13 protein-coding genes are annotated in these 12,009 nt (G+C 39.3%); 11 read left to right on the forward strand and 2 right to left on the reverse strand.

Annotated features, from left to right (window positions below; genetic code table 11):
• Positions 1 to 92: 92 nt before the first annotated feature.
• The 8 genes from GT019_RS29410 (at position 93) to GT019_RS29445 (ending at position 7,259) form a co-directional block, all read left to right on the forward strand.
• Positions 93 to 242 (forward strand): hypothetical protein, encoded by a 150-nt coding sequence (locus GT019_RS29410; protein ID WP_161747025.1) that lies wholly within the window; start codon positions 93 to 95, stop codon positions 240 to 242.
• Positions 243 to 288: 46 nt separating this feature from the next.
• A complete protein-coding gene (locus GT019_RS29415) occupies positions 289 to 1,041 on the forward strand; it encodes a response regulator (RefSeq protein ID WP_161747026.1) in 753 nt (250 codons plus the stop codon).
• Between the two features lie 184 nt (positions 1,042 to 1,225).
• Positions 1,226 to 1,378, forward strand: a complete 153-nt coding sequence (locus tag GT019_RS29420) for a helix-turn-helix domain-containing protein (protein WP_328804066.1) — start codon at positions 1,226 to 1,228, stop codon at positions 1,376 to 1,378.
• Between the two features lie 153 nt (positions 1,379 to 1,531).
• Positions 1,532 to 1,852: a hypothetical protein gene (locus GT019_RS29425; protein ID WP_161747028.1), complete on the forward strand. Its 321-nt coding sequence runs from the start codon at positions 1,532 to 1,534 to the stop codon at positions 1,850 to 1,852.
• Between the two features lie 572 nt (positions 1,853 to 2,424).
• The gene (locus GT019_RS29430) at positions 2,425 to 3,141 is read left to right on the forward strand and encodes a hypothetical protein (protein WP_328804067.1); all 717 of its coding nucleotides are present in this window, start codon (positions 2,425 to 2,427) and stop codon (positions 3,139 to 3,141) included.
• A gap of 18 nt (positions 3,142 to 3,159) precedes the next feature.
• On the forward strand, positions 3,160 to 4,191 hold the full coding sequence (locus GT019_RS29435) for a PIN domain-containing protein (protein ID WP_161747029.1): 1,032 nt from the start codon (positions 3,160 to 3,162) through the stop codon (positions 4,189 to 4,191).
• A gap of 739 nt (positions 4,192 to 4,930) precedes the next feature.
• A complete protein-coding gene (locus GT019_RS29440; RefSeq protein ID WP_161747030.1) occupies positions 4,931 to 6,256 on the forward strand; it encodes an AAA family ATPase in 1,326 nt (441 codons plus the stop codon).
• Entirely contained in the window at positions 6,246 to 7,259 is a 1,014-nt protein-coding gene (locus tag GT019_RS29445; protein WP_161747031.1) for a DUF4435 domain-containing protein, read from the forward strand. Before GT019_RS29440 ends, GT019_RS29445 begins: the two co-directional genes overlap by 11 nt.
• An 880-nt stretch (positions 7,260 to 8,139) precedes the next feature.
• Here GT019_RS29445 and GT019_RS29450 read toward each other — a convergent pair.
• The gene (locus GT019_RS29450) at positions 8,140 to 9,324 is read right to left on the reverse strand and encodes an MFS transporter (protein WP_161747032.1); all 1,185 of its coding nucleotides are present in this window, start codon (positions 9,322 to 9,324) and stop codon (positions 8,140 to 8,142) included.
• Positions 9,325 to 9,643: 319 nt separating this feature from the next.
• On the opposite strand from GT019_RS29450, the gene GT019_RS29455 reads away from it, so the two are divergent.
• Complete coding sequence (locus GT019_RS29455) at positions 9,644 to 10,345, forward strand: Crp/Fnr family transcriptional regulator (RefSeq protein ID WP_161747033.1); 702 nt, start codon at positions 9,644 to 9,646, stop codon at positions 10,343 to 10,345.
• 168 nt (positions 10,346 to 10,513) lie between these two features.
• Here GT019_RS29455 and GT019_RS29460 read toward each other — a convergent pair whose 3' ends face one another.
• On the reverse strand, positions 10,514 to 10,972 hold the full coding sequence (locus GT019_RS29460) for a cupin domain-containing protein (RefSeq protein ID WP_161747034.1): 459 nt from the start codon (positions 10,970 to 10,972) through the stop codon (positions 10,514 to 10,516).
• Between the two features lie 261 nt (positions 10,973 to 11,233).
• Between GT019_RS29460 and GT019_RS29465 the strand changes: the two genes are divergently transcribed.
• Positions 11,234 to 11,782, forward strand: a complete 549-nt coding sequence (locus GT019_RS29465) for a GNAT family N-acetyltransferase (RefSeq protein WP_235949588.1) — start codon at positions 11,234 to 11,236, stop codon at positions 11,780 to 11,782.
• Positions 11,783 to 11,842: 60 nt separating this feature from the next.
• A complete protein-coding gene (locus GT019_RS29470; protein WP_161747035.1) occupies positions 11,843 to 12,004 on the forward strand; it encodes a thioredoxin domain-containing protein in 162 nt (53 codons plus the stop codon).
• Positions 12,005 to 12,009: the final 5 nt, after the last annotated feature.

Consider the following 12,009-nt stretch of genomic DNA (forward strand, 5'->3'; position numbering starts at 1 on the left):
AAGAACTACTCACTCCTTAACAAAAGAAGAATATAGGTAACCGTCTAGGCTACATTCCCCCATTAATTTACTTGTTAGAGGAGGTGCTGCCTGTGGAACGAATTAGTTTACATGCAGTATTGATCCCTTTAAAAGGGACTATGATTCTCCGCCATAAACGGCGGCGGTTATCAAACAAAGCCAATGGGGAATGGCTTAATTTATTTTTAAATATCGAGTTCGTCGCCGTTTATGGCGGTTGAATGAAATATTGACATAAATAAGGTAATTTGATTTTGGTGATCTAATATGAAATACCCTCAATCTTATACCGATTTTATGTCCAGTGCTTTGACGGAAGAGGAGTATGTCAAACGAACTTCATGGCAGGAAATTAAAGAGTTGCGTGGGAATCCGCTGCTGTTTTCGTTATATTTGCTTAAATTTCGAAATCCAGGGAATCGACGTATGGCCCTTTTTAAAGCGTCCGGTATGAAGCGCGAGGATCTTGAGAAATTATTAATGTCAGGTAGCTCACTCGTTACTGCCTTAAAAAGAGAATCTAACCGACAAATTCGCCCAGGTGTCATCTCTAAGTTCTGCATTCTGTTTCGCATTACTTTCTCATGGGGCGCTCGAGCTTATCCTGCAGAAGACTTTAATTTCCATACCTTCGATTACGTTGAAGACGGGTTAATAACGAAGGAAGATAAACTAATAAGTTTGCTGTCGCCGGTAATGGATATTAATTGGTCTGTGAACGGGTATCAATTGAAACTAGATGGGGCGGAAACAATTTATTTAAGGATTGAACAAAGACCTGGTCTTGTAATCTTAGATTTAATGAATCCCCGAATAGATCTACTTGAATTACTCATTAGTATTCTGCAGACAGTAAGCGGCAAATGGAGGTTTCAGCAGATGCCTTCCTTAGTAGTAGGTCATAGTTTTTACGTGTTTTTTGGCTCTAACGAGGAATCTTTGATTGAAAAAGTTGTGATCGAGGAATACCCGTTAATTAAGAAACTTTATGAGTTACCCGCCGTTTACGGCGGAAAGTAATTAGAGGTCATAGTTGGAGGGAAAGCTCAAAGTATTGAGTTTTCCTTAGGTGACGGTAATCAATCTCCTTAGGGAATTGGTTACTTTTTTTAATATGAAGTGAATTAGCGAGGAATCTATAACAGTAAGGAGTGCAAGTGCTGAAGGTAATTACTTAAAAGGGGGAATAGTAATGCGTATTGTTATGACCGTAAGGGAATTATCTGAATTGCTTGGGGTATCTCTTGATTCTATATATTCCATGGTTAAAGAAAATCAAATACCACACGTAAGAATTAGAAGGAGAATACTGTTCCACCGGGAAATCATTGAAAACTGGTTAAGATCAAGCAATTAACAACTACAGTGTAACTACAACTAGGCCTGCAAATAGCAGGTCATTTTGGGTTTCAAATTTTTAATGTAACTCGTTTAAACTAGTGTTATTTTAAGAGTTTTGGCAATACTAAGAAATAGGATATAAACATTTAAAAAGAAGGGAGTATTTTAAATGGAGGATAATAAATCGGATGTGGAATTTGGTTTTGCTACTGTTACAGGAAAAGGTCTTGTCTTTAATAATAAGCTTTACTCAAACGCTCAAATGATAAAAAGTCAGTGGTTTGATTTAGCTCAAAGAACGGGTAGTTGGACAATTCCAGTTTTGTATAATCCTGAAGTTGAAGGACACTTGGTTTTACTTGATGTTGGTGGTCTAGAAGTTGCTTCTTCAATAGAAGAACAACAGGTGATTGATCCAGTTATTCTTGAATCGTATTATTCTGCACTAAATTCGCTAAAAGAAAGAATGGAAATAAAGAATAGAAAATGAACAAAGATATGAGAAACCAAGGAAGTGAAAAATGAAAGATGCAGCTGTAAAGGCTGCATTGATATTCGCTAAGAAGAGCATACTTCGTACTTTTGGATTCGGAGTCAAAAATAGTTAGAGCTTACCTTGAGAATTCGGGGTAAGCTCTTATTTTATCTGCACTGAAGCAGGAAAAAAGACCCATTCTGTCAAAATAGGTATTGTTAAGGTGTCGGAAAATTGGATGTATTTCTTACGAGGAGAAGGTTGGCAATGAAGATACTAAATAATATCAACTCTAGTCACTTCAATGAAATAAAGGGTCTAGTAAGAGGTGCTGATGGTTTTATATCATTAGCCCGTATCTCATGGAGTCATTTGATGTGTTTCTTGACGAGATAATCGCTCCTTCGGGGGTAAGACGCATCATACTTGTTACAACTCTGCGGGATAATGACCCCGACTTATTCAAAAAGGCAAATTCGCTCTATGCGTTTTCCGTGAGTTGTAGTAAATGATCAATTGCGTATCAAGTACATGTTGATAATAAACTCCACGGTAAAATCTATATTGCCAGCAAAAGTAATGAACCGATCAGGGGGTTCATCACCTCAGCAAACTTCACAGATAGCGGTTTGAATCATAATCATGAGTGGGGTGTACAGATTGATGATACTTCGACGCTAAAACAAATTATTATCGATATTAGTAAAGTGAGTAGTCATGCACTAACGAATGAAGAGCTTCACAATATCATCGTTAAGATCGACAGTTTCTCGCAGAACGCTGCAATACCGACCGACTCTAAGATCAGCTTAGAGGTCAACAACTTTATCAAGCATAAGGTTGCTGAATCGAAGATAGACATTCGCTATTTCATTAAGCCGGTTGGCTTCACCAATGAGCCATTTGAGACAACGAGGACTTTATCAAGTGGTATTGAGGTCATGCATTTCTCAAAGAGAAGACCAAATTCGGTCCGAGTCGGGGACATCTTAATATGTTACGGCGTTGGTACAACGAAACTTTTGGGGTATTTCGAAGTAGTTAGCGAACCATACATCTGGGATGAAAACAGCAGATGGCCTTGGGAAGTCAAAGCTAAAAATCTCTATCCGAAATACAGCCAGTCATGGTTGTATATCGATAATACGGTTTCGTCAATTCAGGCTTCCTTCGATACTAAACGGGCAATTACATATATCGGCGGGGGAACCCTTGGCGCCTTACAATTTGGGGCTGATAAAATTCGGTTAACAGATGAGTTTGCCCAGCATGTAATCAGTATTATTGAGGGCAGCGTGAAATGATAACCTAGGGGGCGTGAAATGTTCAAGATATTAATTGATACTTGCGTTTGGCTTGATCTCGCTAAGGATTATCAACAGTTAGCAGTTTTGGCTGCTCTTGAAGAATTGGTGCAGCAAGGAGAAATAGAGCTAGTTCTGCCGCGGACAATATTAGACGAATTTGCACGTAACAAAGATCGTGTAATGGAACAGAGTAGCCGGAGCATATCAAGTACTCTTAAACGCGTAAAAGAAGTAGTAGAGAAATTTGGTGACCCACAGCAAAAAAGTGTTGTGATATCGCAGCTTAACGACGTTGATCATCGTCTTCCTATTTTGGGCGAAGCAGCCATTGAAATGGTTAGCCGTATCGAAAGACTATTTGCCAATACTTCTGTAATAGAAATTTTTGATACAGTAAAACTTCGAGCAGCGCAACGAGCGATTGATAAACGTGCTCCTTTCCATAGGCAACGCAACGGTATTGATGATGCAATTCTTATTGAGTTATATGCGGATTTGATCGAAGTAGACGCGGTGGCTGGTAATCAGTTTGCATTTATCTCGCATAACACACATGACTTCAGTCATCCAAATGCAAACAAGAAGTTACCACACCCCGATATTAGGGCATGTTTTTCGGCTACGCGTTCTCTTTATTTTACAAGTCTGAGTGAGGCACTGCAATACATTCAACCTGAACAATTTGAAGACCTTGTAATCGAGCATAATTGGGTTGAAGAACCGAGAAGATTGACTGAAATCATTGAAGCTATTGATGAATTTACTACCAAGGTTTGGTACAATCGTCATCAAGTGTTAAGAGAGAAAATTGAGGAAGGTATTGTTGAAATTGTTGAGAAGGAGATCTTCCCTATCAAGGATCACGAGACTCGCCCAATACAACGTGATATATGGGAAGGTGCACTTAGATCTGCCGGAAAAGTCGAAGAGCGTTTTGGTTTAGATGATCTAGGACCGTGGGATGACTTTGAATGGGGAATGATTAACGGCAAGCTCTCTGCACTCCGGTGGGTTTTGGGTGAAGAGTGGGATATGTTGGATACGTAACAACCATGGCTAGTCAGCACAAAATATCAAGCGTCTTGTTGGAGTAGGGGGACTACCGCCTTTCGTAAGTATAGAAACTAACCAAGCTCAACTTCAGTTCCAGTTCATAGCGAGGCTTGCAGAAAATAACTGATCGTTGTCCTTATTTCCACTTAATGGTATCGTAATGGATATGTATTGTTTCATGAAGAAAGGTGCTGATTTTGTCAGCACCTTGATGATTGCTATCATAACGTATGGTCGATGATGAAGGAGGCCGGCGTATGGTTCATTATTGACTTGTGAGCAGGTGCTTGACCAGCCCGACACAAGCAGGTTGGCTGGTTGTGTATCGGCTTAAGTCAAGTCATTCGAGCGACTTTATTCGACCTCAGAACCGAGAGCGCGACAGATGCAGGAGATCGGGATGACGAAATCTGCCGCTTTGTGCCGCCGTCGCATTCTACTAATGTCTGTTGACATGTAGTATTCTTTTGTAAATATTTATGTTATGCAGAAAATCGACCCAAGAATATTCTTTGGCAGTAAGTTCAAAATTTTTGCAAGCAAAATGGATTCACTCAGGAAGAATTGGCTGATAGGGTTAAACTTGATAGGACCTATATTAACGGGGGGAAGGGAAGAAAAACATCTCACTAATAAATATTTGTTATACTTGCGAGAGTTCTGAATATCAAACCTCAAGAATTTCTAGAGGGTATAGAGACCTGATTTCCGATTGAAAAAGGAGATTTTATTGATGATAAGAATCAAAGAACTTTATATTAATCCTTTCAAAACAACAAATCGGGAATTACAGATTGTATTTCCATCAGGACCTGTTTCGATAATATTTGGTAAGAATGGTTCAGGTAAAACTACATTATTGAAAATTATTTCTGGTTTATTACAACTTGATTCAAACACTCTTATGAACGAATACACTAAGCATGCTAAGATAACTTTTTATGATTCCGAAAAAAACAAGACATTTTTCATTGAAGCAACTCTTAATGACAAAGAAGAAAGAGAAGAAGATAATTATGATTGGAGTACAAACATAGAGTCAGATGAAATTATGGGAAAGTTTCATGAACTCTCTTCTATTTTGTTTGGAGTGAATCGAGGTCTTGTTTCCACTCCAATGCAACGAATACGTCCTCATGATATTAGTAGGTTTATTCGGAATTCCAAAATAAAAGTACTTGATAGAGAAGGTTCATTACAAAATCCTGTTAATTTTGCTGATGACTTAGCACTCTTCCTAAATCAACAGATAAAAGATAGAAGAATAAGAGATGAACGAATAAAAAAAGATTACTTTGAGCAAAAACATATCTTATTTGAAAATTTATCTATGGATGTAATTGCAGCAACTCTATTAGATCGTTATAAATTTGAAAAAGAAACTGTTTCGCAAGCTGTACAAAAAGCATTATTTGAAACTTTAGCTGTACTTATGGACAATGAGGATTCGACAAGAAAGATTCATTATGGGGAACCGAAAGACTTTCCAGCAAAGTTGGCGGATTATGGATTAACCTTATTAGAAGTCTTGACTGAATTGGAAGAAAATGAACTCAGTAATAAGATAATTAATATTTTAGAATATCATATCGTATTCAACGATGATGACGATCATATTAATCCATTTGCCGGAAAAGGCCTTCTTTCACAACTGGTTTATAACATGATTGATGAACTTATAAGAAAAAAACAGGATATTAATTCTGTAAGTAGATTAATAGAATTATTCAATTCATACATATCTTCAGATAAGAAGTTAATTGTCAACGAGAATGGAATATCTGTTATTACAGAAGAAAACCCTCACGGTATCAACGACTTATCTAGTGGTGAAAGACATTTACTTTCGTTTTTATCGCTATGCATAGTTGAAGGTAACAGGGATTTTTTGATAATAGATGAACCAGAAATATCTTTAAATATAGAATGGCAGTCCAATTTATTAAAAATAATCAACAACCTTGTACCTAATGCTCAAATAATAGTTGCGACACATAGTCCGGCAATAGCTGAGTTCAACATGAACGCATTGGTGGAGTTGAAGTTTAATGATAAATAATTCAGTAGTTGCGAGCAATAATTTAAATACTCAATTGGATTCTCATCAGCAACGAGTGGAAACACGAGAGGCTGGTAACACAGGTTTACTGTATACAATTGGCCAAATAATGGCAAAAGCTCGAATGACCAATAGACCAATTATTATTGTAGAGGGTACTGATGATGTGCCAATATACGAGAAGATTGTGAGAATAAGTGGAAAGAATATAGAAGTGAAAGCGATAGAGAATATTTACGGTTATTCTGAAGGTTGTGAATCAGTTATAACGTGTATTCAAGATGCACAGGGGAAATTTAATGAGTCCGAAGAAAATATTAAATATTTACGAGGAATAATTGACAGGGATGTAAGGCCTTTTAGAGGAGAAGATTTATTAAATTTCAAAGGATTATTTATTCTCAAATATTATTCGATTGAAAGTCATTTTATAACCGTTAATCATGCTGAGTTTTTACTTAGAAAAATTCTTGTTAGCGATAACGCATTGAATTCAGATATAGTATCATATATTATGAGCGATTTAGAAGAAGTATATCAACAACTTTTTTTAATTTCACTAGAAGCTTTGAAAGTAGCATGTGATAGCAATTATCATGGTGTAGTGTCCTATGGGTTTTCCGAAGGGCAAGTTACCAGAGAACAATCACTGCGTACAATTATGTCACAAATCTATTTAAAGAAAGAATTTTTAGAGTCTTTTTCAGAAGAATTAAATCTTTCACAGGATGATTTCCGGTTAATAATAAAAGGTAAATGGTTACTTGAGGCATTTGCAATTAGTGTATTTAAAAAAATCCAAGCTCTGTCAGATCATTGCCGAGATCGTAGTTTAGCTAACTTATCTCAGTGCCAGTATTGCGAAACTGGAAAATTACATTTATGTCATAGAAAGATACAACGACATTATAACAATTACAATATTGCTCCCAGTTTAGTAAAGGAATATATAGATATTAATGAAGTATCATACATTACTGAAGAATTAAGATCTTTAGCTTAGGTTAGTTCAATACTTTAAAGTGGGAGAGTGCTTCGTTAGCAGCCACGAGGTCAGAGGTTCGATCCCCACAAAAAAGCACACGCGGACAAGCTAAGAGGTCAAATAGGCAAGTGTGGCGCTCGAATTAAAAATAATACATCCTTACCTTGTTCGCATTAATGAAGAAGAAAGACACGCAAATATACGGGAACTCATCATTAAAAATCCTCGCCAAAGAAGAAATGGCAGCTTCAAAAGAAGAAATAGTCAACGGTAAAATAAATATACTTATCCTGGCGTTTTGAATCAGCGCGACAATTACAAAAGAAGGCGGCGAAGTATTTCAGTCGTCTATTACGAAACGATTCCTCAAGCTATATGGATATTTTAAACTGTTTACGTTAAAAAAGATTGAAGACCAGTAGATCCAAAGATTGAATCTGTCGATCCAGCACGAAATTATTGGCAGTGGCTATCTAATTAAAGACAAGTGAATCGTATTTTAGGGGACGAATTGGGGACGAATTGGGGACGAAAACCGTCACAAAGTATCATGAAAGAAACAAAATGATCATACAATAGTATTAATAAACCCTTATATTACAAGTATTCTTCATACATGAACATACTAGAACTTTTTGCATCTCTATCACTGGCAGCGATGAGGTCAGGGGTTCGATCCCCCTAGGCTCCACCAAATTTAAATTTCTGAAACCCTTGGTAATCAAGGGTTTTTTTGTTTCCTTTGATGTCGTTGTCTTCATTTACTTGACCACATTTTTTTAAACCCTCATACGAAAAATGACCAAATCAGACGCGTACACAACTATTTGGTCACAATCGGAACATTGTTATCCCCTTATTTTTTGAATTGTTGTATGCGTTCGGGGCTAGTAACCGATCAATGAGGCGGCGAACCTGGAGCAACGTCCTTGACGCCAAATAATTTTACTTTTAAGAGTATGGTGAGTAAAGCAGCTCCAAAAAGAACGATACCTGTCAACAGAATGTTATGCGTACCATAATGAGAGATAGTCCAACCTCCGGCGATCGATCCGACCGAAATACCGAGGTTGGAGAAAGAGACAAACAAGCTGTTTCCGAATTCTGGCGCTTCCGACGCTTCTGTCGTAAACCAACTTTGGCTAATGACAAAACCTGAAGTATGAACAGCTTCCCAAAGAATGACAATAAGAATCATTGGAATGAAGGCATGTCCTGCAAAATACACGAGCAAATAAATGAGAACCATAATAATGGGGAAGAATACCGCAGTCCGAGTAACGCTTTTGCTCAAAAACTTGCCCGTTTGCAAGTTCCCAATGACCCCGCTAATTCCGAACACCACAAGCATCATACTTATCCACTTGTTATCCAATCCCGTGTACTTCGTCAAATACGCGGAAAAATAGCTGTATACGCTAAACATAGCGGCAACCATAAGGAGTAAAGTTGCAATATTAAACCATAGACTTGGTTTTGCTAGCACGCGTAACTGAGAGCGATACGTTAATTTAGTCGTCACTGGAAGACTGGTAATAAAGACGGCTAATCCGATAAAGCCGATTATATTGATCATTGCCGAGAACAAGAAGGATGCTTCAAGTGAAAAACGGCTCGCTATAAACGACGTGATCGGGACGCCTAGCACAAGTCCGATGGTACCGCCGGTAAATACTTTGGCGATGGCTTTCGAGCCGTCATTCGGATAGAAGCTCGCTGCCACGACAAAGGCGAGCGAAAAGTATACCGGATGTAAAAATGCGGGCACGATTCGAAGCAGCAGTAATACATTGAAGCTCGTACTGAATGCAGCCAAAGCGTTGGCGAGAGCAAAGATAGCTAAAACGAGCAGCATGATTGTTTTGCGGTTAATGCCCGATAACAATAAGGTCATGATCGGACCGGAGATCGCGATCGTTAAAGCAAACAAACTTACCAATAAACCTGCCTGAGCAACGCTAACCTGGTATTTCTCGACGACATAAGGAATAATCCCGATAACCCCGAATTCCGTATTGATGATACTAAAGAGCCCCAGAGCTATAACATAAATCCAAAACGTTGCTTTTCTCTTGTTGTCCATGCTGCCTCCTTGGCGTTGACTGTTTAATGGGATCTATCCGTTTCAGCCCTTCGTTTCCACATCAGATCCATCTGACATGCGTTTAGTTTAATGCGAAATGGACAAGGATCTCAGTAAAATACATTACAATCAAATTAGTCGGATCAGCCAATTGGATAACGATACTATTTTGAAAGAAACCGCCTGTCTCCATGGAGGTTTCTTTGTATTTGATTTGGTGTTTTGGGGAAGATAAATCGATGAAGCATAGGTTGGGGTTTGCGTAATGGAGCCGATTGCTCGGCATCAAGCTTAATGATCTCGGGAGGGTCGCAAGGAAATGTTGGATAAACGCTATTATTTATCAAAAATGAGCATTTTTGATGTGCTGACTCCTGATGATTTAAATGAACTGGATCATATCTCGCCGATGACTCATTTTAATGCTATTCCCAAAGGGAGTATCATACAGAAGCCGGATACAGCGCGAGACGGACTGTTTTTTATAAAAGAAGGAAAGGTACGCTTATATAAAACGACTTCGGACGGAAAGCAATTTACGGTCGTGATTTTGGGAAAAGGCAATGTCTTCGGAGAGATCGACACCTTTTCTTTTGGAACGAAAGGATTTTACATCGAAACAATGGATCAAACGTTGATTTGTTCGGTGCCTAAACAAGCTTTTGAAAATTTCCTGGCTGAACGACCGCTGCTTGCGATGAAAATGTTGACGGAATTGAGCAAGGTTCTTAAGTATAAGGACGAGATGCTCGAGAAACTAGCCCTTGGCGATGTCCGTGACCGCATACTCCATCTATTGCTCGATCTTTCCAATCGATTCGGAATCGAGGATGAAGGAAATATAAGAATCGACTTGCCGTTGACGCATCAGGATGTTGCGAATATGATAGGCGCCACGCGCGAGGCAGTCTCGGTCATCTTAAAGACGCTAACGAAAAGCGATGTCATTCAGACCGGGAGGAAAACGATTTCCATTTCACCCGTGAAGGTAGCGGAAATACTCGAGTTAACGTACTCGTAAATTTAGAAAGGAAAAATTTCAATAAGCGTTGTTATGAATGGCCATTAAGTTTTGGACGGTATACTTCGTTATCTCAATATGCATTGAAAAAAGCGGCTGAGCAGGAGATATCCTGTTCAACCGCTCCGTTATGTTTTGGCCGCTTTACGGCCGCTGCGCTTCCTTGGCTTAACCTAAGTGAATGCCAATCGACGCATTGTCGTCAGGGGATCCAAGCCAGTACCCATACGCGATGGCTACTTGAACAAAATGGTTCAATGCTTCGAGAGAAGGCGGGCCCGGTGGAACGGAATCAGATGGGCGGCCGATTTCAACGAAGAAATCTCCCATGTTCGCTGTCGATGCGATGACCAATTTTACGGTTTCATTCGTGGCATTTCTCCAAGCATGTTTAACGTCTCCCGGAATATCGACGGTTTGACCAGCGCGAACGGTTTGCCAGCTGTCATCCGTGAATGCCTCAAGTTCCCCGGAGAGAACAACGAACGTTTCCCGGTCAACGTGACTGTGAACAGGAACGACTACGCCTGGCGGAACCTCTGCCTCCATAAGGCTATACTCCCGGTTTTTCGCCAAGTCCGTCAAAAGCTTGATACGCGGTCCCATAACATCCAAAAAAGTCGACATAAAAATAGTCCTCCGATTAAATTAGTTTTTTGGAAACTTTATTCAAACTATGGCTTATTTCTTGAGCTTAAGAAGTCTAAACGTAATTCGAAACGTGTTGACGCGTTTTGCTTCGCAACACGGTAACCTCACCGCTCCTTTCTTGCCTGCTCCCCATTTTAGTCGCATGCGTTTCTTTTTTCTGTAATCTGATTTACATAAAGGTTTATTGCCAGGCTATTGTAATGTGGATTACAGATGGGAGAAATCGGGTGGTTTATGATGAATGTACAAAAAAATGCGCCGAACCGGCGGGATGACAATGGAGAGACTGGAATGTTTAAATCATATGAGGAGCAATATAAGCATGAGATCGTCGATTTAATTCTGTACGTTCAAAATACGGAATTTCAATTGCATATCAACCTGGACGAACAGTCCGATATCCTTGATATTCCAACGCATTATATCGCGAATGGCGGGAACTTTTGGATTGCATTGAATGAAGACGGACAAGTGGTCGGAACCATTGGACTGCAGCGGTTAAGCAAAGACCTCTATATCCTGAAGAAGTTTTTTATTTACGAAGCATACCGGGGCAAAGGTTATTCGATTGGACTATTTAATTCATTAGTTCACTATGCGAAATCCCATGGCGTAAAAACGATTATTTTAGATACGCCGTCTATTGCGGCGAGGTCGCATCGCTTTTATGAAAAGAACGGCTTTGAAAAAATAGCCAAGCATGATTTGCCGATTTCGTACGAGTATCCGGATCGGAACTCGGTCCTGTACCGTTTAAACTTATGTCGGGGGCCTTCGGTAATGTAGATTACAGAACGAGTGCGGCGTATTGAGCTAAGATGGCCACATACCAAGGAGGGATGCGCAATGAACAGCATCGACAATCAACAGCAAATTCAAGATGAAATCGCGCAAGATAAATATACCATCATGAAATTCGACGCAACTTGGTGTCCGGATTATTGCAAAAATGTAGACCGATTTATCGGCGATATCAGCTCGATGTTGCCTCGGCAGAGAAGTAAATGAAGAGT

The sequence above is a fragment of the Paenibacillus glycinis genome (assembly GCF_009909185.1).
Classification (GTDB): Bacteria; Bacillota; Bacilli; order Paenibacillales; family Paenibacillaceae; genus Paenibacillus_Z; species Paenibacillus_Z glycinis.

What these genes read in the sequence shown, in the direction of transcription:
- GT019_RS29415 (WP_161747026.1), top strand. Translation starts at nt 289, where the DNA reads ATGAAATACCCTCAATCTTATACCGATTTTATGTCCAGTGCTTTGACG.
- GT019_RS29420 (WP_328804066.1), top strand. Translation starts at nt 1,226, where the DNA reads ATGACCGTAAGGGAATTATCTGAATTGCTTGGGGTATCTCTTGATTCT.
- GT019_RS29425 (WP_161747028.1), top strand. Translation starts at nt 1,532, where the DNA reads ATGGAGGATAATAAATCGGATGTGGAATTTGGTTTTGCTACTGTTACA.
- GT019_RS29435 (WP_161747029.1), top strand. Translation starts at nt 3,160, where the DNA reads ATGTTCAAGATATTAATTGATACTTGCGTTTGGCTTGATCTCGCTAAG.
- GT019_RS29440 (WP_161747030.1), top strand. Translation starts at nt 4,931, where the DNA reads ATGATAAGAATCAAAGAACTTTATATTAATCCTTTCAAAACAACAAAT.
- GT019_RS29445 (WP_161747031.1), top strand. Translation starts at nt 6,246, where the DNA reads ATGATAAATAATTCAGTAGTTGCGAGCAATAATTTAAATACTCAATTG.
- GT019_RS29450 (WP_161747032.1), bottom strand. Translation starts at nt 9,324, where the DNA reads ATGGACAACAAGAGAAAAGCAACGTTTTGGATTTATGTTATAGCTCTG.
- GT019_RS29455 (WP_161747033.1), top strand. Translation starts at nt 9,644, where the DNA reads ATGTTGGATAAACGCTATTATTTATCAAAAATGAGCATTTTTGATGTG.
- GT019_RS29460 (WP_161747034.1), bottom strand. Translation starts at nt 10,972, where the DNA reads ATGTCGACTTTTTTGGATGTTATGGGACCGCGTATCAAGCTTTTGACG.
- GT019_RS29465 (WP_235949588.1), top strand. Translation starts at nt 11,234, where the DNA reads ATGAATGTACAAAAAAATGCGCCGAACCGGCGGGATGACAATGGAGAG.
- GT019_RS29470 (WP_161747035.1), top strand. Translation starts at nt 11,843, where the DNA reads ATGAACAGCATCGACAATCAACAGCAAATTCAAGATGAAATCGCGCAA.